General features: G+C 33.4%; 22 protein-coding genes. 15 read left to right on the forward strand and 7 right to left on the reverse strand.

Translation table 11 applies throughout. The features are described from left to right. The first annotated feature begins 12 nt into the window (after nucleotides 1-12). From FUA24_RS18835 to FUA24_RS18860, 6 genes are all read left to right on the forward strand, one after another. Entirely contained in the window at nucleotides 13-1,710 is a 1,698-nt protein-coding gene (locus tag FUA24_RS18835) for a sodium:solute symporter family protein (RefSeq protein ID WP_148545014.1), read from the forward strand. A gap of 112 nt (nucleotides 1,711-1,822) precedes the next feature. Continuing rightward, the gene (gene acs / locus FUA24_RS18840; protein WP_148544613.1) at nucleotides 1,823-3,730 is read left to right on the forward strand and encodes an acetate--CoA ligase; all 1,908 of its coding nucleotides are present in this window, start codon (nucleotides 1,823-1,825) and stop codon (nucleotides 3,728-3,730) included. A gap of 76 nt (nucleotides 3,731-3,806) precedes the next feature. Next, nucleotides 3,807-4,733 carry a TIGR01212 family radical SAM protein gene (locus tag FUA24_RS18845; protein WP_222861374.1) on the forward strand — a complete coding sequence of 309 codons (927 nt, stop codon included), beginning with the start codon at nucleotides 3,807-3,809 and terminating at the stop codon, nucleotides 4,731-4,733. 70 nt (nucleotides 4,734-4,803) lie between these two features. Continuing rightward, the gene (locus FUA24_RS18850; protein WP_148544614.1) at nucleotides 4,804-5,367 is read left to right on the forward strand and encodes a TetR/AcrR family transcriptional regulator; all 564 of its coding nucleotides are present in this window, start codon (nucleotides 4,804-4,806) and stop codon (nucleotides 5,365-5,367) included. 57 nt (nucleotides 5,368-5,424) lie between these two features. Next, on the forward strand, nucleotides 5,425-6,204 hold the full coding sequence (locus FUA24_RS18855; protein WP_148544615.1) for an SDR family NAD(P)-dependent oxidoreductase: 780 nt from the start codon (nucleotides 5,425-5,427) through the stop codon (nucleotides 6,202-6,204). A gap of 8 nt (nucleotides 6,205-6,212) precedes the next feature. Further along, complete coding sequence (locus tag FUA24_RS18860) at nucleotides 6,213-7,337, forward strand: MBL fold metallo-hydrolase (RefSeq protein WP_246147098.1); 1,125 nt, start codon at nucleotides 6,213-6,215, stop codon at nucleotides 7,335-7,337. Nucleotides 7,338-7,361: 24 nt separating this feature from the next. Here FUA24_RS18860 and FUA24_RS18865 read toward each other — a convergent pair whose 3' ends face one another. From FUA24_RS18865 to FUA24_RS18875, 3 genes are read right to left on the reverse strand one after another with little or no spacing between them, the layout of a single operon-like run. Then, nucleotides 7,362-8,024 carry a 3'-5' exonuclease gene (locus tag FUA24_RS18865; protein WP_148544616.1) on the reverse strand — a complete coding sequence of 221 codons (663 nt, stop codon included), beginning with the start codon at nucleotides 8,022-8,024 and terminating at the stop codon, nucleotides 7,362-7,364. Between the two features lie 2 nt (nucleotides 8,025-8,026). Next, the gene (locus FUA24_RS18870) at nucleotides 8,027-9,943 is read right to left on the reverse strand and encodes a DUF294 nucleotidyltransferase-like domain-containing protein (RefSeq protein WP_148544617.1); all 1,917 of its coding nucleotides are present in this window, start codon (nucleotides 9,941-9,943) and stop codon (nucleotides 8,027-8,029) included. Nucleotides 9,944-9,955: 12 nt separating this feature from the next. Next, entirely contained in the window at nucleotides 9,956-10,573 is a 618-nt protein-coding gene (locus FUA24_RS18875) for a fumarylacetoacetate hydrolase family protein (RefSeq protein WP_148544618.1), read from the reverse strand. Between the two features lie 141 nt (nucleotides 10,574-10,714). On the opposite strand from FUA24_RS18875, the gene FUA24_RS18880 reads away from it, so the two are divergent. The 4 genes from FUA24_RS18880 to FUA24_RS18895 all read left to right on the forward strand — a co-directional run bounded on the left by FUA24_RS18880 (nucleotide 10,715) and on the right by FUA24_RS18895 (nucleotide 14,136). Beyond that, entirely contained in the window at nucleotides 10,715-11,731 is a 1,017-nt protein-coding gene (locus FUA24_RS18880) for a TRAP transporter substrate-binding protein (protein ID WP_222861375.1), read from the forward strand. Then, nucleotides 11,728-12,195, forward strand: coding sequence for a TRAP transporter small permease (locus FUA24_RS18885; protein WP_148544619.1), 468 nt, complete (start codon nucleotides 11,728-11,730; stop codon nucleotides 12,193-12,195). Before FUA24_RS18880 ends, FUA24_RS18885 begins: the two co-directional genes overlap by 4 nt. Nucleotides 12,196-12,197: 2 nt before the next feature. After that, nucleotides 12,198-13,472, forward strand: coding sequence for a TRAP transporter large permease (locus FUA24_RS18890; protein WP_148544620.1), 1,275 nt, complete (start codon nucleotides 12,198-12,200; stop codon nucleotides 13,470-13,472). A 145-nt stretch (nucleotides 13,473-13,617) separates the two neighbouring features. Next, the gene (locus FUA24_RS18895; RefSeq protein ID WP_148544621.1) at nucleotides 13,618-14,136 is read left to right on the forward strand and encodes a DinB family protein; all 519 of its coding nucleotides are present in this window, start codon (nucleotides 13,618-13,620) and stop codon (nucleotides 14,134-14,136) included. Here the strand turns inward: FUA24_RS18895 and FUA24_RS18900 are convergent. Then, a complete protein-coding gene (locus FUA24_RS18900; RefSeq protein WP_187388352.1) occupies nucleotides 14,117-15,331 on the reverse strand; it encodes a multidrug effflux MFS transporter in 1,215 nt (404 codons plus the stop codon). The genes FUA24_RS18895 and FUA24_RS18900 overlap by 20 nt on opposite strands. A gap of 119 nt (nucleotides 15,332-15,450) precedes the next feature. Here FUA24_RS18900 and FUA24_RS18905 point away from each other — a divergent pair, with 119 nt between their 5' ends. From FUA24_RS18905 to FUA24_RS18925, 5 genes are all read left to right on the forward strand, one after another. After that, nucleotides 15,451-15,897 (forward strand): DUF1572 family protein, encoded by a 447-nt coding sequence (locus FUA24_RS18905; protein ID WP_148544622.1) that lies wholly within the window; start codon nucleotides 15,451-15,453, stop codon nucleotides 15,895-15,897. Then, nucleotides 15,898-16,488 carry a Crp/Fnr family transcriptional regulator gene (locus FUA24_RS18910; RefSeq protein WP_148544623.1) on the forward strand — a complete coding sequence of 197 codons (591 nt, stop codon included), beginning with the start codon at nucleotides 15,898-15,900 and terminating at the stop codon, nucleotides 16,486-16,488. A gap of 103 nt (nucleotides 16,489-16,591) precedes the next feature. Beyond that, nucleotides 16,592-17,170, forward strand: coding sequence for a YceI family protein (locus tag FUA24_RS18915; RefSeq protein ID WP_148544624.1), 579 nt, complete (start codon nucleotides 16,592-16,594; stop codon nucleotides 17,168-17,170). A gap of 88 nt (nucleotides 17,171-17,258) precedes the next feature. Beyond that, a complete protein-coding gene (locus FUA24_RS18920) occupies nucleotides 17,259-17,906 on the forward strand; it encodes an acyloxyacyl hydrolase (RefSeq protein ID WP_187388328.1) in 648 nt (215 codons plus the stop codon). A 91-nt stretch (nucleotides 17,907-17,997) separates the two neighbouring features. Continuing rightward, nucleotides 17,998-19,584, forward strand: a complete 1,587-nt coding sequence (locus FUA24_RS18925) for a hypothetical protein (protein WP_148544626.1) — start codon at nucleotides 17,998-18,000, stop codon at nucleotides 19,582-19,584. 370 nt (nucleotides 19,585-19,954) lie between these two features. Here FUA24_RS18925 and FUA24_RS18930 read toward each other — a convergent pair whose 3' ends face one another. Genes FUA24_RS18930 through FUA24_RS18940 form a run of 3 tightly spaced genes read right to left on the reverse strand, consistent with a single transcriptional unit; the run spans nucleotide 19,955 to nucleotide 23,461 of the window. Then, nucleotides 19,955-21,496 carry an acyl-CoA carboxylase subunit beta gene (locus FUA24_RS18930; RefSeq protein ID WP_148544627.1) on the reverse strand — a complete coding sequence of 514 codons (1,542 nt, stop codon included), beginning with the start codon at nucleotides 21,494-21,496 and terminating at the stop codon, nucleotides 19,955-19,957. A 5-nt stretch (nucleotides 21,497-21,501) separates the two neighbouring features. Next, nucleotides 21,502-22,941 carry an acetyl-CoA carboxylase biotin carboxylase subunit gene (gene accC / locus FUA24_RS18935; RefSeq protein ID WP_148544628.1) on the reverse strand — a complete coding sequence of 480 codons (1,440 nt, stop codon included), beginning with the start codon at nucleotides 22,939-22,941 and terminating at the stop codon, nucleotides 21,502-21,504. 31 nt (nucleotides 22,942-22,972) lie between these two features. Next, nucleotides 22,973-23,461 carry an acetyl-CoA carboxylase biotin carboxyl carrier protein subunit gene (locus FUA24_RS18940; protein ID WP_148544629.1) on the reverse strand — a complete coding sequence of 163 codons (489 nt, stop codon included), beginning with the start codon at nucleotides 23,459-23,461 and terminating at the stop codon, nucleotides 22,973-22,975. Nucleotides 23,462-23,707: the final 246 nt, after the last annotated feature.

The following is a 23,707-nucleotide window of genomic DNA, read 5'->3' on the forward strand; positions in this document are numbered from 1 at the left end:
ATTTTTACTGCCATAGGTGTTCAGGATTGGACTTATATATTAGTCGGCTTAACTTTTGCGCTTTATATAGGTATTGCCATTTGGTCTCGTGCTAACTCTACCAAAGATTTTTATGTTGCAGGAGGCGGTGTATCTCCATGGGCAAATGGTATGGCCACAGCTGCAGATTGGATGAGTGCTGCATCTTTTATTTCAATGGCTGGTATTATTTCTTTTGCCGGTTATGATGGTGCCGTTTATTTAATGGGATGGACTGGAGGTTACGTATTATTGGCATTACTCTTAGCGCCTTATTTAAGAAAATTTGGAAAGTTTACAGTGCCAGATTTTATTGGAGATCGGTATTACTCCAAAACGGCCAGAATTGTAGCCGTGTTTTGTGCTCTAATCGTGTCTTTTACCTATGTAGCAGGTCAAATGCGAGGTGTAGGTATTGTGTTTTCTAGATTTTTAGAGGTTGATATTAATACAGGTGTAATTATCGGAATGCTTATCGTGTTATTTTATGCTGTACTAGGAGGAATGAAAGGTATCACCTATACGCAGGTAGCGCAGTACTGTGTGCTCATCTTTGCATTTATGGTTCCTGCAATATTTATTTCAATTCAAATGACTGGAAACCCTATTCCACAATTAGGTTTTGGTGGTGAATTGGTAGATGGATCGGGTTATCTATTAGATAAATTAGATGGATTAAGTACAGAACTCGGATTTGCAGAGTACACAGAAGGTTCAAAATCTACTATTGATGTTTTTGCCATAACATTAGCCTTAATGGTTGGTACGGCTGGACTACCACATGTAATTGTTAGATTTTTTACAGTCAAGAAGGTAAAAGATGCACGTAAATCTGCTGGTATAGCATTATTACTTATTGTCTTATTATATACTACAGCTCCTGCTGTAGCTGTGTTTGCAAGAACTAATATGATAGAAACTGTTTCAAATAAACCATATTCGGAAATGCCCGATTGGTTTAAAAAATGGGAAACAACAGGGTTAATTAGTTTTGAAGACAAGAATAATGATGGTTCAATACAATACCTAGCAGATTCTTCTAAAAATGAATTAACAGTTGATAGAGATATTATGGTGTTGGCTAACCCTGAGATTGCCAAACTCCCTAATTGGGTTATTGCTCTTGTTGCAGCCGGCGGTTTGGCAGCAGCATTATCAACGGCAGCTGGTTTACTTCTCGTAATATCAGCTTCCGTATCACACGACTTAATTAAAAAAGTCATAAAACCTTCTATTTCGGAAAAGGGTGAGCTCATTGCAGCGAGGTTATCAGCAGTAGGAGCGGTCGTTGTAGCGGGATATTTTGGAATACACCCTCCTGGGTTTGTAGCGGCAGTAGTTGCTTTGGCCTTTGGTTTGGCGGCTGCCTCATTTTTTCCAGCTATTATTTTGGGAATTTTTTATAAGCGTATGAATAAAGAAGGTGCCATTGCAGGAATGGTAGTGGGCATTGTTTCCATGTTACTTTACATGATTAAATACAAGTTAGGTTGGTTCGATGAAACTTTACCAGATAAAAGTGAATGGTGGTTCGGCATTTCTCCTGAAGGTTTCGGCACAGTAGCAATGGTTTTGAATTTTATAGTTTCTATTGTAATTATGAAGTTTACAAAAGCACCGCCAGAAGAAGTTCAAGACATTGTAGAAAATATTAGAATACCTAGTGGTGTAGGAGAGGCCATAGAGCATTAGTGTTTCGTAGTATTGTATATAGCTACAGTAGAATGTTATTTGTAGAAAATCTTAGTAGGAATTCATTAATTTATTTATTTTAGAACACCACTAAATTTAATTAAAAAAACACATGAGTAATTACCACATAAAGCATTTAGAAGAATACTATCAAGTATATAGAAAATCGGTTAGAGAACCAGAAAATTTTTGGGAAGAAATAGCTGAAGAACATTTTATGTGGCGAAAAAAGTGGGATAAAGTTTTAAGTTGGGATTTCTCAAAACCTGAGGTAAAATGGTTTGAGGGAGCACAATTGAATATTACTGAAAATTGTATTGACAGACATTTAGCCACACGAGGAGACAAAACTGCCATTTTGTTTGAGCCTAATGATACAAATGAAGCTTCTGAGAAGATAACGTATAATCAATTGTATGAGCGCGTTAATAAGTTTGCCAATGTTTTAAAGGCACAAGGTGTTTCTAAAGGAGATCGTGTTTGTATTTATTTGCCAATGATACCAGAATTGGCCATTTCAGTTTTAGCCTGTGCAAGAATTGGCGCTATTCATTCTGTTGTTTTTGCAGGCTTTTCGTCTACAGCTTTATCCACCAGAATAAACGATTCTGAATGTAAAATGGTCATTACTAGCGATGGATCTTATCGCGGTGCAAAAACCATAGATTTAAAAGGCATTGTAGATGAAGCTTTAAAGGATTGCCCATGTGTGGATACCGTTTTGGTAGCAAAACGCATAAATTCTGAAATTACTATGGAAGCGGGTAGAGATAAATGGTTACAACCATTATTAGACGAAGCCTCTTCGGAATGCGAAGCAGAAGTAATGAAAGCAGAAGACCCTCTTTTTATTTTATATACTTCGGGTTCAACAGGAATGCCTAAAGGTATGGTGCATACTACCGCAGGATACATGGTATATACAGCTTACACCTTTAAAAATGTATTTCAGTATAGAGAAAATGATGTGTATTGGTGTACTGCCGATATTGGATGGATTACAGGGCATAGTTATATTGTTTACGGACCTTTAGCCAATGGGGCAACTACGGTAATGTTTGAAGGTGTACCGAGTTATCCTGATTTTGGACGTTTTTGGGAGATTGTAGAAAAACATAAAGTTAATCAGTTTTATACAGCGCCAACGGCGATAAGAGCTTTGGCAAAACAAGGAACTGAATTGGTTGAAAAATATGATTTATCATCTCTAAAAACGCTAGGGTCTGTTGGGGAACCTATAAATGAAGAAGCTTGGCACTGGTACAACGATAATATTGGTAAAAAGAAAAGTCCTATTGTTGATACTTGGTGGCAAACAGAAACGGGCGGCATCATGATAACACCAATACCATTTGTTACACCAACAAAACCAACATATGCAACGTTACCATTTATTGGAATTCAACCCGCTTTAATGGATGAGCATGGAGAAGAAATTAAGGGGAATCAAGTTGATGGTAGGTTATGCGTTAAGTTCCCTTGGCCAAGTATGGCAAGAACAATATGGGGAAATCATCAACGCTATAAGGATACCTATTTTTCAGCATTTGAGAATAAATATTTTACCGGAGATGGAGCTTTACGAGATGAGGTAGGTTACTACAGAATTACGGGTAGGGTAGATGATGTTATTATCGTTTCTGGACATAACCTTGGCACAGCACCAATAGAAGATGCGGTAAATGAACATCCAGCAGTTGCAGAGTCTGCTATTGTAGGTTTTCCTCACGACGTTAAAGGAAACGCACTTTATGGTTATGTGATATTAAAAGATACGGGAGAAGGAAGAGATCATAACAATGTAAGAAAGGAGATTAACCAAATTATTACAGAACACATTGGCCCTATTGCTAAGCTAGATAAAATTCAATTTACGAGCGGCTTACCTAAAACTAGATCGGGTAAAATCATGAGACGTATTTTAAGAAAGATTGCTCATAAAGACACAAGCAATTTAGGAGATACGAGTACTTTACTAAATCCTGAGGTTGTTCAAGATATTATGGATAATGCACTTTAGGTAATTAATGTAGGCCTGATTTATATCAGTTAATAAGATGTCTTACCTGTATACATTTGTGCTTCAATTTTGAAGTGTGAAAATAACAGGTAAGCGTTATATAGACTATAGCTCTTTCATTAAATACACGTTTGGTGAAAGGGTACAGAAAGTTTCTTTAAATATTGGCTTCACATGCCCCAATAAAGATGGAACAAAAGGTTATGGAGGTTGTACCTATTGTAATAACTCTACGTTTAATCCCGAATATTGCAGTCCTCAAAAGACCATAACAGAACAATTGCAGGAAGGCATAGCTTTTTTTTCAAAAAAGTATAAGACCCAGAAATATCTTGCCTATTTTCAAGCATATACAAATACATATGATGATATAGAAAATCTTAAAGCTTTATACGAAGAAGCGCTAGCTGTTTCTGGAGTAATTGGTTTAGTATTAGGAACTAGACCAGATTGTATTTCTGAAGAATTGATTGATTACCTTTCAGAACTTTCAAAAAAACACTTTGTTTCGTTAGAATATGGTATAGAGAGCACTAACAATGCAACTCTAAAACAAGTAAATAGGTGTCATACTTTTCAAGAGACTATAGAGGCATTTAACCTTTCAAGGAACAAAGGTATACACTTAGGAGGCCATATAATTTTAGGTTTACCAAATGAAACTAAACAGGATGCTTTAGACCATGCATTTAGATTATCTCAATTACCTTTAGATACATTGAAGATACATCATTTACAAATTGTGGAAAACTCTATACTAGGGGTGAAATACAAAAGATCTCCAGAGCATTTCAAACTGTTCGAAATGAAGGCGTATATTAAGTTTGTTTCAGAGTTCATTACTTACCTTAGACCAGATATTGTAATTGAACGCTTTATAAGTGAAGCCCCAAGAGATTTATTGATTGCTCCAGATTGGGGAGGTTTCAAAAACTTCGAAGTTGTTGCCAAAATTGATAAGTATTTGGCAGATAATAATATGTTTCAAGGACAAAATTTCTAAAATTTTTACGCTTTTTATTGGCAATTCAAATATTTATCATACTTTTGTTGAGTGATTACTCAATTTGTAAATGGATAAAAGACACCTATTATTAGAAGCAGCAACAAAATTATTTGTTGAGAGAGGCTTACATGGCACACCAACTTCTGCTATTTCTAAAGAAGCAGGAGTAAGTGCTGGTATTCTATTCCATTACTTTAAAACTAAAGATGATTTAATAGATGAACTCTATGTTTCTTTAAAGAAAGAGTACACGGGATATATTTTACAGGATATTGATAGGGTGAAGTCTGATTTAGGTCGGTTACGCTTAATATGGTCTAATTCTTGGAATTGGGCATTAGATAACTCATTGAAATTTAGGTTTTTAATGCAGTTAGATACGACTAGTGCTTCCGAAAGAGTTAAGAGTCACCCAGAAATAATAGCAAAGTATGAGATGTTTGGAACATTTATACAGGAGTATATTGATAAAGCACTAATTAGAAACGCAGATTTGGCATTTTTAATGGGATCTATGATGGGCTTAATTACATCAATGGTAACCTATTTAAATCAGTTTCCTGATAAAAGACAGGATCATGTATTTATTGAACAGGCATGGGAAATGTATTATAGTTATATAAAACCTTAAAAAATTTAAATTACATATTGAGTGAATAGTCAGTCAATATTATTAAAATCTAATAAAATGAAAAAAGTAGCATTAATTACAGGAGCCTCTAGTGGAATAGGGAAAGAACTAGCTTTTATTCACGCCGAAAAAGGAGGTGATTTAGTACTAGTAGCAAGAAGAGAGGATAAGCTAAAACAACTTAAAGCTGAAATAGAACAAAAGCATAATGTAAGTGTAGTCGTTATTGCAAAAGATTTAAGTGATATAAATGCACCGCAAGACATTTATGATGAGGTAAAACAACAAGGAATTCAACTAGAAGTTTTAATAAATAATGCAGGTTTTGGTGCTTTGGGTAAATTTCATGAGCTTTCCATAGAGCGTCAAATAGCCATGATTAATCTTAATGTTACAGCCCTTACATCACTTACGCGTTTGTTTTTACCTGAATTTATTAATCAAAACAAAGGCAAAATCTTAAATACATCATCTACGGCAAGTTTTATGCCTGGGCCATTACAAGCTGTTTATTATGCCACCAAGGCCTATGTTACATTTTTTAGTAACGCCCTATCGGAGGAGTTGCATGATACCAATGTAACGGTTACCAATCTAATGCCAGGTGCTACAGAAAGTGAATTCGGTTCTACTTCCGGAATGGATAAAACAGAAATGTTCCAAAAAACAGCCACTGCGAATTCTGTTGCATTAGATGGTTATAATGGTATGTTGAATGGAAAAATAGATGTGATCTCAGGATTAACATTTTCCCAAAAGATTATGATGAAAATGTTGCCCTTTATGCCAAAAAGAATGCTTTTGAAGCAGATTCGTAAGATGCAAGAAGTTAAATAAGAAAACTAATGATTAAAAAACTTTTAAAACTAATAAAGAAAATGTTGATAGGAATTTTAGTAATGGTTCTTTTAATTACAATTATAGGAGTCATTTTTGTAAACACAAGTCCTCAATTTGGAGGAAACCAATCTGAGGAAAGTTTAATTAAAATTAAAAACTCTCCCAATTATAACGGCGATGGAGCTTTTAAAAATCAAGAACTTACTTTGGCAAGTACAGGTTTTAAATGGAGCAGTATTCCAAAATTTTTCACGAATGGCAATAATAAAGTCCCTTCTGGAGTATTGCCTCAAAATAAGCTGACTACAGAATATTTTGAAAACGAACCTAAGGAACCAAGAATTACATGGTTCGGACATTCTGCTTTGTTCCTGGAAATGGATCAGTTAAATATTTTTATAGATCCTATGTTGGGTAATGTTCCCGCACCACATCCTTTATTAGGAGGATCAAGATTTAATAAGGAATTACCAATTTCAATAGAAAATTTACCTGAAATAGATTTGGTACTCATCTCTCATGATCATTACGATCATTTAGATTACGGTTCAATTCAACAGCTAAAAGACAAGGTAAAACTATTTTATGTGCCTTTAGGAATCAAAGCGCATTTAACCGAATGGGGTATTTCATCAGAAAAAATTAAAGAGTTTGATTGGTGGGAAAGCGCAAAAATTAAAGGAGTAGAGTTTGTTTCAACGCCAGCTCGTCATTTTTCTGGAAGAGGATTTAAAAGAAACAATACGCTCTGGTGTTCTTGGGTAATAAAATCTGAAAATAATTCTATTTATTTTAGTGGAGATAGCGGTTATGGTAAACATTTTAAGGACATTGGAGAAAAGTATGGTCCGTTTGATTTTGCTATGATGGAGTGTGGGCAGTACGACGAACAATGGGCACATATACATATGATGCCAGAGGAAACAGTTCAAGCCAGTATTGATGTTCAAGCAGAAGTTATAATGCCAATACACTGGGGAGCATTTAAATTGGCCTTACATGAATGGACAGATCCAATAGAGCGATCTATAAAAAAAGCAAAAGAGCTAAATGTAAAAATGGCCACGCCAATTATTGGAGAAGCTGTGGTTGTAAATAAAGACTACCCTTCTTTAGATTGGTGGAAATAAATATAGACAGGCAACGGGAGTAACTTAGGTTCTAAGTAAATAGTCCCATTGTAAATCGGTTTTCTTTTTATTAAGCCTTGATAAGGTTTTTAAAAATACCATGCTGGTAATAAGGGCATCTCCAGATGCCGTATGCCTATCGGTAATAGGAACGTTTAGCAAGTTGGCTAATTCGTCTAGAGAATAATTGTCTAATTCTTCTTGATAAATGATATGTTTAGATTTTTTAAAAAGAATAGCAGTGTCTATAAATTTGTTTTTCAACTCACCTAAATTATGTCTTGAAAGCATGGTATTTACCATATTATAATCAAAGCGCGCATGGTGCGCTACTAAAACAGCATTTCCTATATAGTTTATAAACATTTCTATGGCTTGTAATTCGGAAATTTTTTCTAGGTTTCCTTTTTTCATAAGCCCATGAATTTTTACTGTTTCCGGATTAAAAACGTCTTGTTCTAAATAAAGCTCTAAACTCTCATTTACCTTTACTGTTTTGTTTTCTATAGTAACAGCTCCAATGGATAGTATTCTATCTTTATAGCGATCAAACCCTGTTGTTTCAGTGTCAAAAGCTACAAATCGTGTTTCTCCAATAGGGTTTTGTTTAACATCTTTAAATGATGCTAAATAGTTTTTCCAAAAATCTGGATAGTTGTGTTCTTTCTTTTTAAACCATTTAATCATTGCTACAAAATGTTCTTTAAATCGAATCTTATTTTCAAGATGTCTTGAACATCATGAATTGGTTTAAAACAACGTTTTAATTTTAGTTTTTCTTCCTTGGATAAGGTTTCAAGCGCTATAAACTTACCAGAATTATCATTTTGAAGCCCTTGTTTGGTTCTAAATTTTAAAAGCGCCTTAAAAGCATAAGCGCAAGAATTAAATAGTTCAGCATTATTGGGTTCTATTTCTGCCAATTTTTCGAAACGCTCCGAAGTATTGTTGATACCTTTAAGTTGATTTTTTAAGGTTAACACTCTAGCCGCATCAATAAGCGGCATTAAAGCTCTACTTTTAATGTTAAATAAGTCTTTTTGATCACCATTATGTTCTACTAGAAATTGTTTGAAAAAACCTAATGGAGGAGGGTTTCTAAGGGCGTCTTTGGCTAATATTCTTGAAAACATATTAGCGTTTTTTAAAGAGGAGAAAATACTATTGGTAAGTTTATCAACCAATTCCTTACTTCCGTAGATATGGTTATAATCAAAGAAAATAGATGATAGCAAAATAGCCTTTTCATCTGGCTTTATGATCCATTCATTGAACTGATTTTTCCACTCAGATTCAGATTTACACCATGCAGCATTACTAGCCATCATATCCGCTTCACAAAATTCAAAACCTACAGCATTTAAAGCAGAGGTAACATGTTTTGCTAAGTCAATAAAATACGCTTGTGTTTCCTCGTATTTTTCTTCTGGAACATCTTCAAAAATTAAAGCGTTATCCTGATCTGTAAAAAGTAATTGCTCCTTTCTACCCTGACTGCCTATAGATAACCAAGAAAAGGCTACAGGAGGCGCTTCTTTCATTTTTCTAATTGATAAAACAATGATTCTTTCAGTAAGCACATCATTTATTTTAGCAATTATTTTAAGTATGTGCGATAAAGGAATATTTTGTTCTAAATAACTCTTTAGTAGGGTGTTTGCTTTTAGTCTTGCCTTACGAATATGCTTAATTTTTTTAGCGCGTTTGATATCCTTTAAAATAACAGAAGGACTATTACCAAGTGTTACTAAAATATCATGATGTGTTAGTATACCAACTAATTTAGAGTTTGGTGTTCCATCTTTAGTGATACAAATATGACTAATATTATGCTGAATCATTTGTAGCTGAGCATTGGCAACTATTATTCCTGGAGTATCAGTAATAACAGGAGTAGTCATAATGTTAGTAACATTGGTGCTAATGGGGAATTTTCCAGTAGCAATTTTGTTTTTGATGTCACTATTGGTTATGATTCCTAAAGGGTGTTTTTTATCATTGACCACCACAATACAACTAATCTTATGCTTGCACATCTCTAAAGCAGCTTCTTGCAAGGTTGCTTTTTCATTACATGTAATTGGCTTTTCAGTATAATTAGCCGTTTGAAAGTTGGCCAAATCTTGAGTAGAACTAGGTAGGTAATCTACAAATATTTTGCTGTTTTCTTCGGCAGTATATGGATCATGAGAGTTACTAGCAAAAGCAGTAATTAGGTATTTATGAATCTTTACATGGTTTTTGGTGACAGATTCAAAAGTTTCAATGGGAATAGCATATACAATAGATTCTTCATTGGCTACTGCACTAAGTTTATAGTTTTCCTTTGTTATTAGCGCCCGTAAACCAAAAACATCGCCAGTATCATTAATACCAGCGATGAGTTTTTCATTGTCATAACTATGATATAAACTTACAGAGCCGTTTCTAACTACGTAAAAATGCTCATGGTAGTTATCGTCTTTTTTAAAAAGTGTATCTCCCTTTTCTAAATAGGTGATACTTGTTTGAATAGCAATATCAAGTAAGCTATGCTTATCAAGTAAATTAAAAGGAGGAAAGCCACTTAAAAAATGAACAACACGGTCTGCAATTGAGTTTTTCACTTTTAAAAAGTTTTAGATCATTTTAAAATCTAACAATAGCTCACCTTCAATTGATGCCTGTAAGTGATCTCCTTTTTCAATCAATCCAATGCCATCTGCAGGCGTTCCAGTAAAGATTAAATCTCCGGGATTTAAAGTCATGAATTTAGAAACATAAGCAATAATTTCAGACATATTGTATATCATGAAATCTGTATTTCCTACTTGAATTTGTTTTCCATTAATTTTTAAATCGAAGTTGATGTCGTTTAATTTAGGAAAATCAGAAATGGGTTTAAAGCCAGAAATAGGAGAGGCACCATCAAACCCTTTACCCAAAGCCCAAGGCCATTTTTTATCTCTATTATCTGTTAAAATGTCTTTTGCTGTAAAATCCATTCCAACCGCAATTTCGCTAATGTGAGAAGGTGCATCGGCCTCAGAAATATTCTTTCCAACTTTTCCAATTTTAGCAACTAACTCAACTTCATAGACAATTTGACTTGTAATCTGCGAAGGATAAACAACATCTTTATTATCTGTAACTAAAGTACTGTCAGCTTTTAGAAAGATTAGTTGATGTCCGTCTTTTAAATCTGCAATTTCACTTTTGTCTGATACGTAGTTTTTACCTATACCAATAATTTTCATTTTTATCTTGTTTAATTTGAAGCACTAAAAATAGTAAAATGCAGAAGAGTACATCCTGCTTTTTATCATAAAAATATGGTAGAAACTAACCATTTTTTAATATATTCGAAACCAGACTTCAAAAAATAATTATTTAGAATTTTGTCAAACGTTTTATACCAATTTTCAAAATATTTGGTAAAAGCCAAAGCAGTAGTATTGCTAACTGTTATGGCAACATTGTTTTTACAATGTGATAATAAGAAGGAACCTGAATTTCATTTAAGAGCAAGTTTGTTAGTTAATGAAAGTCACACCTGGTTTCAAGCTTTTGAGTATTTTTCAGAGATCTTAGAAGAACGCACAGATGGTCGTATCATTCTTGATAATTACCACTCTGAGCAATTGGCAAAAGAAATAGAAGCTATACGCTTAATTAGAGCCGGTGTAATAGATATGACCACTACGGGGTCTCCTTTGAGTAATTGGGTGGAAATCTTGACCTTTTGTGAATTGCCTTTTCTTTTAAGAGATTCTACAGATATGCGTGTACTTATTAATAGTGATATAGGTAAGCGCATGGAGCAAGAAATGATTGACCAAATAGGACTTAGACCGTTAGGACAATTCCCCGGAGGGCCAAGACATTTAACTTCAAATAAACCTATAAAACACCCAGATGATTTACAGGGACTAATTGTTAGAGTGCCCAATGTGCCATCTTTTGTCACGGCTTGGGAAGCTTTAGGAGCTAAACCTACACCTATGGCCTTTTCTGAAGTGTTTACGTCGTTGCAACAGGGAACAGTAGAAGCGCAAGAAAATGGTTTTGCTATTATTAAGGCAGCTGGGTTTTATGAGGTACAAAAATATGTAAATAAAACAGCACATGTTGTTAGCTGGACGTATCCTGTAATTGGAGAAAAACAGTTTCAATCATTTCCGGAGGATTTAAAAACCATCTTTTTAAAAGCAGTAGAGGATATGGTTAAATATGAGCATAAACTGTTTTTAGAAAGTCAGAAAAAAATAGTTGCAGAACTTGAGGCAGCAGGTATGACCATAGTAGAAGTAGATAAAGATGCATTTGGCGAGGCTGCAAGAGCATCTATTTTTAATAGTCTTTCTCCTGAAATGCAAAACGTATATAATGATATTTTAAAATTAAGAGAAAAATGACCATAAAAAAGGGCATAGGTAAGTTTTTAAAATATGGTACACTTGTTAGTAGTTTTTGTTTTATAGCGGTAACTATGGCACAAGTGTATGCGCGATTTTTTATGGAAAGTGCACCATCATGGACAGAAGAAGCCGCTCGTTTCTTCTTTATTTACGCCATGAGTTTTGCTGCGGGCTTAGCAATGAAAGGCAACTACTATGTTAAGTTCGATGTGGTCTATAATAAGCTAAATAACAAACAGAAACAAATTTTAGATGCTTTGGTGTCTTTTTTCACTATTCTATTGTTTTTAATTCTAACATGTTATGCCATTAGTTTTGTAAATGTTGGAATTACAGAACGCTCTCCAAGTGTTGGGTTTTCAATGTCTATTGCCTTTGGATCTATTGTTGTTATGGGATTATTTATTTCTATTTATGCCATTTGGGATGTCATAAAAGCCTTTAAAAAACTAAAACAGTAATTATGATCTGGATATTAATACTTGTTTTTATAATCTGTTTACTGTTTAGGTTTCCAATTGCATTCTCATTAGGTTTAAGTTGTTTAACCTATTTGCTATTTAAAGGTATTCCGCTAATTGTAGTACCAATGAAAATGTACTCTGGCATAGATGTATTTGTCCTGTTAAGTGTTCCAGGGTTTATATTGGCAGGAAACTTAATGAATCAGGGTGGGTTAACTGCTAAAATCATTACATTTTGTAATCATTTAACAGGTCATATTCGTGGCGGTTTAGCCTTAGCTAATATTGGTGCTTCCATGTTGTTTGCAGGTATTTCAGGAACGGCTATTTCCGACACTGCAAGTATTGGTTCGGTAATGATTCCCGCTATGAAAAAAGAAGGTTATGATGCCGATTTTTCTTGTGCTATTACAGCTTCTTCTTCTACAGTTGGCCCCATAATCCCACCAAGTGTACCAATGATTATTGCGGCAACCTTAAGCGGTTTATCAGTTGGAAGATTGTTTCTAGCTGGTGCTATACCTGGGTTTTTATTAGGCTTTGGTCTTATGGGAGTTACGTACTTTATTGCCAAACGAAAGAAATATCCAAAACACCCAAAGAGTACTTTAAAACAAATTTTATACAGTTTCAAAGACACGTTTTGGTCTTTATTAATGACGTTTATAATTCTTTTCGGAATTATAGGAGGGGTGTTTACACCAACAGAGGCCTCTATTATAGCAGTAGTTTATGCTTTAATTATTGGCGTCTTTATTTATAAAAAACTCAATTTTAAAAATATTCAGGTAATTGTCTTAGATTCTATGAAAACTTCGGCGTCTCTTATGGTGCTTATAGGATTTGCCAATCTTTTTGGCTGGATTTTAATTACAGAACAGTTGCCGCAATTGGTGTCTTCAGAAATTTTAGATTTTTCTAATAATAAGTATGTTGTATTACTGTTAATTAATTTACTCCTCATTTTTGTAGGTACCTTTATGGAAACCATAGCAGCGTTATTAATCCTCTTTCCAATTTTATTAAAAGTAGCATTGGCTGTAGATGTAGATCCAATTCATTTTGCCGTAATTGCGTTGCTCAACCTTATGATAGGACTCACCACACCTCCTTTAGGGGTTTGTCTTTTCGTATCATCCAGTATTGGTAAAGTGTCAATTGGTAAAGTGAGTAAAGCGGGGTTACCTTTTTTAATTACAAGTTTAGTAGTTCTGGCATTGGTAACACTCATTCCTGAGATATCACTATACCTTCCTAAATTGTTTATGGATTAGGGCATTCCGCCTTTAGGCGTCGGGCTTTCCGTTATATCTTTTTATTTTGTTTTCTTCCTGCGTCAGAAGAAAAAATAAAAAGGATGCCACTGCAATCCCTAATGCAAGAAATACTATATTTAGAACATCAATTAAAAAACAAAAAATGACAAAACGAGAATTACAAACTTCGGAGTATAACGAATTTTATAGTGGTTATTTAAGCCAACTTTCAGATGATACAGAGTTAGTATCAGGTTTTGAAGCAAATTCAAAAACAGTATTAGATTTTTTTCAATCCATTCCACACGAAAAATTAGAATACCGATATGACGAAGGTAAATGGAGTATAAAAGAGGTATTTCAACATTTAATAGATACAGAGCGTGTATTTCAATTTAGATGTTTTCATATTGGTAGACATGATAAAACACCATTACCAGGTTTTGAACAAAATGATTATATAGCACCTTCAAAGGCAGATGCTAAGTCTATTGAAACCTTAATAACGGAGTTTAAAACTGTAAGACAAAGCTTTATTGATTTGTTAAACGGGTTAACCAATGAAGATCTTAATCAGGTTGGAATTGCAAATGGAGGAAATACATCTGCTAGAGCAATTGCATTTATAAATTTAGGACATTACTTGCACCATATTAATATTACTAAAGAGCGCTATTTGTAACTGTTTTATTCGTTTTCTTAAGGTATAAAAACGTAAATAGCGTAAGCACACCAAATAACGAAAAGCCAATAAAAAGAGGGAGTACAGAAGTTTCTACATGGCTCCCTATATAGTTGGCTATGGGCACAGCCATAACTGTAGAGATAAATCCGTTTATAGCAGCGCCAATACCAGCAATGTGTCCTAATGGTTGCATTGCTAAAGCTCTTAGGTTTCCAAATAAGAAGCCTACCGAAAAGAACTGAGCAACAAAAAAACCAATTAATACCTCTATACTTGGGTTAATACCAGACCAGAATAAAACAACATATAATAGGGAAATTGCCGCATAAGCAATAGTTGAAATGTATGCTATTTTCCACATTCCAAATTTAACTACCCAAACACTATTTAGATAGGTAGCCAAACCAATAGAAATGGCCAAACTTGCAAAAATGTATGGGAATAGGTCAGCTAAGTTATATTGCTGTTCAAATATTTGTTGCGAGGTGCTTAAATACACCATAAAAGATCCAGTTATAAATCCGGATGCGATGGTATAAGCCACGGCATCTTTATATTTAAAAAATTCTTTGGTACCATCTATAAAAATACTTGAAGTGAACTTAATTCGGTGTTCTTCGGCCAAAGTTTCTGGTTGGCGTTTCCAAAACCAAATTATAACAAGCAAACCATAAATAAGGTTCACATAAAAAATGGTATGCCATGTAGAATAATTGAGAATTAATTGCCCCATAGCAGGAGCAATCACCGGAACCAAAATAAATACCATGACCACAATAGACATTATTTTGGCCATATAATCTCCACTATAAGAGTCTCTTATTATTGCAAGACTTAGGGTTCTTTGTGCAGATAATCCAATCCCCTGAAGAACTCTACCAAAAATCATCATTTCAAAACTCTTCGTGCTAAGGCATATGTAAGAGGCAATAACAAACACCACAAATCCAACATAAACCACTGGTTTTCGTCCAAAACTATCCGATAAAGGCCCAAAGATTAATTGCCCTACACCAATACCCAAAAATATCATGGTAATTAACCATTGGTTGTCATTAGAGTTTGTTACGCCTAAATCATTTCCAATGGCTGGTAACCCTGGTAATACAGCATCAATAGACAAGGCAACAATAGACATTAAGGATGCCATTAAAGCCACAAATTCTATTTTAAAAGTGTTTTGATTTTGCATTGGGCAAAAGTACTTCAATATTATTTATTTTTGTATCTATGAGGTGCTATTATAAGTTAAAGAATTCACAATTTTTAGTCTTAAATAATTAGCAATTTATTAACCGTAAAAACAGGGTAATGCTTACAGAATCCTTAATTAAAATTTTTAAAAGAGACCTTTCTGCATTAAAAGTGGAAATAGAATCATATAAAACCGAAACTAACCTATGGATTGTGGACAATAATATGTCCAATTCCTCTGGTAACTTGTGTTTACATCTTATTGGTAATCTCAATCATTTTATTGGTGGCGTTTTAGGAAATACTGGTTATATAAGACAACGTGAGTTAGAGTTCTCTTTAAAGGATGTTCCTCGAGATACTCTTATTGCACAAATTGCAGAAACCGAAATGATTGTTGTTAGCACACTTGAAAGTTTGACTGAGGATATTTTTGAGAAAAATTATCCTATTGAGGTGTTTAAAGACCCCATGACCACAGAGTTTTTCTTAATTCATTTAACAACACATTTAAGGTACCACCTTGGGCAAATAAATTATCACAGAAGATTATTAGATAAATAAATGACCAGAGATCAAGCAAAACCATTACTAAATTACATTTCTAATCATGTTAATTTATCTGATAGTGAAGAAGATGAATTAATTGCAATTATTAATTATAGAAAATATTTAAAAGGGCAGTATTTAGTGCAACAAGGAGACATCTGCAAACACAGCAGCTTCATAATTTCGGGATGTGCAAGAACCTTTTTTGTAGATGATAAAGGACAGGAACATACTATTATGTTTGCCATTGAAGATTGGTGGACCTCAGACATTGGAAGTTTAATAACTCAATCTCCAGCCGATTATAATGTTCAATGCATTGAGGATACCGAGGTAATTCAATTCCCATATGATATTCAGGAAGCTCTTTATTTAAAAATACCAAAATTAGAACGTCTCTTTAGAAAGATGTTAGAAAGAGCCTTTGTAGCATCTCAGAAACGAATAGTAAGGAGTTTTAGTTTAACTGCTAAAGAACAATACATTCATTTTAAAAAGCAATACCCTAAAATAGAACAGCGCATACCACAATATATGGTAGCATCTTACTTGGGTATTACTAAAGAATTTTTAAGTAAAATAAAGAGTCAGTTAGCTACAGAGTAAAAAGTTAAACTAGTTTAACATGTTTTTGTAAACTACATTATTTTAAGACTACCCACCTTTCTTGATATTTGTACTGTAATTAAATTTGAAAAAAAACAAAATCATGAAAAACATAGTAAAAACAATTGCATTAGGTATTTCTTTAGCTTTTTTAACATTGTCATTCACTACAATTGATGGAAATAAGAAAGAAGTTAAAACCAAAAAAAGTAAAGTTACTTGGAAAGGATATAAAGTAACTGGATCTCATGAAGGAACTATAGATTTAAAATCTGGTTTTTTAACTTTTAAAGGGAAAACCTTAGTAGGAGGTGAGTTCGTTATGGATATGACTTCTATAAATACAACAGATTTAGAAGGAGAGTATAAAGGTAAATTAGATGGGCATTTAAAATCTAAAGATTTTTTTGGTGTAGCTACTTACCCTACTGCAGGTTTGGTGTTTACAGATGTTGAAAGCTCTGGTGCCAATACTTATAACGTTAAGGCCGATTTAACTATAAAAGGGAAAACTAACCCTGTTGCTTTTACTATTAATGTTAAAGGTAATAAAGCAACAGTGTCTTTAAAGGTGGATAGAACAAAGTATGATATTAGATATGGCTCTGCAAGTTTCTTTGATAACTTAAAAGATAAAGCCATTAATGACGAATTTGATTTAATTTCGGAATTAGAATTTTAATAGCACATCAACACAGTAAAAAGCGTCTTAATTAAGACGCTTTTTTTATGTCTTTAATTTATATATTTGGCTCGTAAAAATGGCCTCAATGATTTTCAAAATAAGAATCTTATATTTTTTAGTTACACTTTCTTTCTTTTTAAGTTCGGTATTTAACTTAAATGCACAAATAAAAAAGGAACATCTAAAATTGGGATTTTCATATGGCGTTGGTTCACAAAATAAATTTCCTTTTAACTCAAAGGATTATAAACATGAAGTGGACTTTTATAAGCTTCTAGTAAACTATACGTTAAAGGAAAAGGGAAATTGGTCATATGAATTTCATATTGAACCCAGTATTAATATAGTGCAACATCAATTATTGAATAAGTGGTTTATTAAACCAACGGATAGCGAAAATTATGAAGCATTAAGAGAGCTATACACGCAAAATCGTGAGATAACAGAATATGTACTCAATTTAGGACTTTTAGTTAGATACAAGTTTTACAAAGATTTGAGTACTTATGTTATAGGAAGTATAGGGCCTATGACTTCAAACAAACCCACTGAGCGACTGGCAAAAGGTTATGCCTTCTCCGATATATTAGGCTTAGGGTTTTCTTATGAGTTTAATAAGATTTTGTTGGATTTTAGATGTTCCATACGCCATACTTCTAATTTGCAATTCAAAACACCGAACAATGGGCACAATACTTCAAATATTGAATTTGGAGCCATGTTTCAACTATAAAGTCTAGTTTATTTTTTAGAAACAACATTTTCATGTACATTTATGCCTACATATGGACGGTAAATTGTTTTTCAATTTTAAATGTAGGCTTTTGGTTAATTCTCTCAATAACAACACTTTATTAAAAGCGCTATTTGTAATTTGTCTTTTACTTGTTTTTAAAGGTAATGGTCAAGTTGATTATAGACGTTTTGTAGACTCTGCAAATAATCATATAGATGAAAGCTCGTTAAAAGCTTTACAGTTTTTGGATTCTATTCCTGAGCCTGTTGAAAAACATATAGAAGGAAAGTTAGGTGAATATTATTCAAATAAAGCGCTTATTTATGACGATTTTAATGAATATTCCAAAATTTATCAAAGCTATATTTTAGCGTTAAAGTATGCCGATAAAGAGGAAAGTTACTTTATAGCAGGAGAAACCTGTGTTAACTTGTTTTCAATTTTAAGTCATTCAAAAAAGGATTCTATTGCAAATATTTATCTGGAAAAAGCCAAAAAATACTATGAGCTAGATGGTTTTGAGTACGGCGATTTTGAAATTGAATTGTCTAAAGCTTATGACGCAGTTGTAAAAGGCTATCATAAAAGAAGTAATGGCTTAATTTTTAAAAGATTAGAGGATTACAAAAAGGTTGTTGATAAGGATGCCTATTATTATATGTTTGCCCTTCATTTAATTACATCTAATTATTTATATATAGAGGATTTAGAGAATGCGCATAAGTATTTTTCTAAATTTAAAATTCTTAAAGCGAATAATACCGTTGCCGCATTTAATTACTACTCCTTTGAAGCCACATTAAAAGCCAACTTTGCTGAAGTTCATTTTAAGAAAAAACAATTAGATTCTTCTAAATACTATTTAAAGGAAGCCAAGAAAAGGCGGAAATTTATGGAAAGTGAAACATTAAAGGACTACTATACACTTAATGTTGATGTATTACTCGAAGAAAAAGAAATAGAAAGCGCCAGATTATACCTGGATTCTTTAAAAATATTTCAAAGGAAATTATTAAACAGTGTCATAGACACAGGAAATGATATTAATGTAGAACTTTTAAATACGGAACACGAACTCGGAGAAGTAACAAAAGAAAGAACGTTTTTTGGATATTTTGGTATTATTCTTTTATCTACATTATTGGCAGTAAGTCTCATCTACTTTATTTTCTATTATAAACAAAGAGTAAAACTGTCAAAACTAGATATTCAAAATAAAAATTTAACACATTTAAAAACGAATCACGAAAAGCTTACAGCTAAAGTTCAAGGACTCGAAGATTACATAACTACGTTAAAAGGAAAGGTTAAATATATATCTTCCATTAATGATGTGGACACCCAAAAAGATATGATAAAGGATTTTTACAAGAATTTGCATTTAGGATCCTCTACAATTTTAGAAGAAAGTAATAGTCATTTCGATTTGGTTAACGATTTTAATATAAGTTTCTTTAATAAGCTTAAAAACTTATATCCAAAATTGAACGATTCCGAAATTATAATTTGCTATTATATTTATATAGGATTTAAGAATAAGGAGATAGCATTGTTTTTAAATACATCGGTTAGGGCAATTGAAAGTAAACGCTACAGAATAACAAAAAAAATAGATTTTGATAAACAGGAAATGACTCTTGTTGATTTTTTAAAGAACACTTTTATCGATGAATAACGTAGTATAATTCATTAAAAGCTTTAAGACAATTTTAACATAATATCATAAAAAAGTTAACAAAACAGGGAGTTGCGTACTAAATGCGTAGTGTTTTTTCTTCTTTTTTTAGAGTAAATTAATGATATTTGCGTCGCTATTAATCAACAGTTATATCTCTCAAACAACCTACGTATTTGTTTTTTTGGTTGGATGAAATTTTATTAAGATATAATCTTTTTAATTTTTTGTTTAGGACAAATTGCGGGTTAATCTAACTGAAATAAATAATAATCGTGTTGTTTATTTTTTTTGGTTAGTAGAAAATTTAAAAAGGAGGCAAGTTAGGGAGCCTCCTTTTTTCTTTTATAATATTTCCAAAGTATATTTTTTATAAAGGAATATTGCCGTGTTTTCTTTTCGGCGCATCAACTACTTTATTTTCTAACATTGAAAATGTTTTGATAAGTTTTCTTCTGGTATTTTCTGGTAAGATGACTTCATCAATAAAACCTCTTCTTGCCGCTCTGTAAGGATTGGCAAATTTATCGGCATACTCAGCTTCCTTTTCTGCCAGTTTTTCTGTTGGATCTTTAGCTTCAGCTATTTCGCGTCTAAAGATTATCTCACTTGCTCCTTTAGCGCCCATAACCGCAATTTCGGCTCCTGGCCATGCATAGTTAAAATCGGCTCCAATATGTTTGGAGTTCATAACATCATAAGCTCCGCCATAGGCTTTTCTTGTAATTACAGTAACTCTAGGTACCGTTGCTTCACTTAGAGCATACAACAATTTGGCACCATGAACAATAATACCATTCCATTCCTGATCTGTTCCAGGCAAGAAACCAGGTACGTCAACGAGAACCAATAAGGGAATATTAAAGCAATCACAAAAGCGCGTAAATCTTGCCGCCTTTTTTGAGCTGTCTACATCTAAGACACCTGCTAGAAACATTGGCTGATTAGCTATTATCCCTATACTTCTTCCACCAAGCCTTGCAAAACCTACTATAATATTTTCCGCGTAGTCTTTATGAATTTCGTAAAAGGACTCATCGTCTATTATGCCGTCTATAACCTCATGCATATCATAAGGTTTGTTAGGATTATCTGGAACTATAGTAGCTAGTACCTCTCTAATCTCCTCGGAAGGTGAGAAGTCTAATCTATGCGCAGTCTCTGTATTATTTTGCGGCAAATAACTAAGTAATTTTTTTACATCTTCTAAACACTCAATATCATTAAGAGATGTTTTATGGGCTACGCCAGATTTAGAAGCATGAGTTTGCGCTCCACCAAGTTCTTCACTACTAACTTCTTCGTTTGTTACTGTTTTAACAACATTAGGGCCAGTTACAAACATATAGCTCGTATTTTCTACCATAATTGTAAAGTCAGTCATCGCCGGTGAATAGACAGCGCCACCAGCACATGGTCCCATTATAGCCGAAATTTGAGGAATTACTCCAGAAGCTTGTACATTTCTGTAAAAGATATCTGCATAGCCACCTAAAGATTTAACTCCCTCTTGAATACGTGCACCGCCAGAATCGTTTAAACCAATTATAGGAGCTCCCACTTTTACAGCAAGATCCATGATTTTGCATATTTTTTCAGCATGAGTTTCAGATAAAGCACCACCAAAAACAGTAAAATCTTGGGCATAAACATAAACCAATCTACCATCAACTGTACCATATCCAGTTACCACGCCATCACCATAATAGATTTCTTTATCCATACCAAAATCTGTGGTTCGGTGTGTTACCAGAATTCCAATTTCTTCAAAAGAACCTTCATCTAATAAGTAGTTAATACGTTCTCTTGCTGTTAATTTTTTCTTAGCATGCTGTTTATCTATTCGCTTTTGACCGCCTCCTAAATGGGCAAGTTCAATACGTTCGTTTAACTTATTTATTTTTGAGTTCATATATTTTAATTTGGTAATCTTAAAAGCTTCTGATCTGTTAAATATTGTTTCACTGCAATTAAAGCCGCAATTTTGGCCTCTTCCTTAGTTTGTTCTTTTAATTTTTCAGGGGAATAGTATTTTTTCACAAAATGCGTGTCAAAATTACCAGAACGAAAAGCTTCATGTTCGCAAACAAATTTTCCAAAGGCTAGGGTGGTGGAAACGCCTTTAACACTATAATTTTTTATCGCATTTATCATCAGCAGGATGGCTTCTTCTCTAGTTTTTCCATAGGTGATTAATTTAGAGAGCATGGGGTCATAATAGATTGGAATATCCATGCCTTCTTCAAAACCATTGTCTACTCTAATGCCGTTACCCGTTGGTAACTTATACACTTCAAGATTACCAACGCTTGGTAGAAAGTCGTTTAGAGGGTCTTCGGCATAAACTCTAAGTTCAAGCGCATGACCGCTAATGTTTAAATCATCTTGCTTAATTGGGAGTTCTTCTCCTCTTGCTACTTTAATTTGAAGCTCAACCAAATCAATTCCAGTAATTAGTTCAGTAACAGGATGTTCCACCTGTAGTCTTGTATTCATTTCAAGAAAGTAGAAATTATGGTCGCCATCAAGCAAAAATTCAACGGTACCTGCTCCTAAATAATCACAGGATTTAGCAACTTTTACCGCGGCTTCCCCCATTTTTACTCTTAACTCTGGAGACAATACAGAAGAAGGGGCTTCTTCAACTACTTTTTGATGTCTTCTCTGTATACTACACTCTCGTTCAAAGAGATGAACAATATTACCATGACTATCGGCCATTATTTGAATTTCGATATGTCTTGGTGATGTAACATATTTTTCTATAAACACAGAACCGTCACCAAAGGCAGAAGTGGCTTCACTTATAGCACGCGTCATTTGCGATTCTAAGTCATCCTCTTTTTCTACAATACGCATACCTTTGCCACCACCGCCGGCTGAAGCTTTGATTAAAATGGGAAACCCTATGTTTCGTGCTATTTTTTTGGCTTCTTCAACATCGGTTATGGCCTCATCTATTCCAGGTACCATAGGAATATCATATGCTTTAACAGTTTCTTTGGCAGCTAACTTGCTTCCCATAACTTTTATGGCCTTAGATTTAGGTCCAATAAATGTAATATTGTTCTTTTCTACTAATTCAGCAAAGTCAGCGTTTTCACTTAAAAAACCATAACCGGGGTGAATACCATCTACATGAAGCGATTTTGCGACATCTATAATTTTGTCTCCTCTTAGGTAAGATTCATTTGACGGTGCTTCACCTATACAAACGGCTTCATCGGCATATTTTACATGCGGAGCATTTCTATCAACTTTAGAGAATACTGCAACTGTTTTTATGCCCATTTTTTTTGCAGTCTTCATTACTCTAATGGCAATTTCCCCTCTGTTTGCAACTAATATTTTCTTCATATGTAGTAACTAATTTTGAAACTAATAAGACTTAGCTATCAAATTCTATTAATAATTCATTTTTTTCAACGGCATCTCCTTTTTTTGCCGTTATAGATTTAATAACACCATTTCTCGGAGAGGTTATAACATTTTCCATCTTCATTGCTTCCAGAATTAATAAAGGCGTATCTTCTTCTACCTCTTGACCTTCTTTTACGTTTATATCTAGTATTAAACCAGGCATTGGAGCCTTTATTGAATTAACGTGTTTGGTTGAACCAAGAGCAAATCCCATTTCATTAATAAGAACATCCAATTGATCTGAAATTTGAACATTATAAGTATTACCATTAACTATAACGTTGTAGTTTTTACTATTAAAATTAGACGACTGAATGTCCGCTTGGAAGGATTTATGCTCTTCAAGAATATGAAACTTTGATTCTGAAATTTGCAAAGTATCAAGTTTTGATACGTGTTCCGAAGAAATTTCAAAATCAAAAGTAGCATTAACTTTAGTTTTAAAAGTCTTATTCATAAGATTATAAAAATTGGTTTAGGTAAATATAATTATAATGCACCAGAACTTTTAATCAAGTTTTAAGTATGGAAAGAATATACAAATGTATTTCACATGCTAACGTAAAGTCATGATTAACATCATATTACTGGTAGTTTATTTTTTAGATTTCATTTTGTTTTATACTTTTCGATCCAATTAATAGTTATGATAAACGCTATATGACGGATATCATTATTTATTTACGATTTGATAATATGATAA

The organism is Seonamhaeicola marinus, from assembly GCF_008085455.1.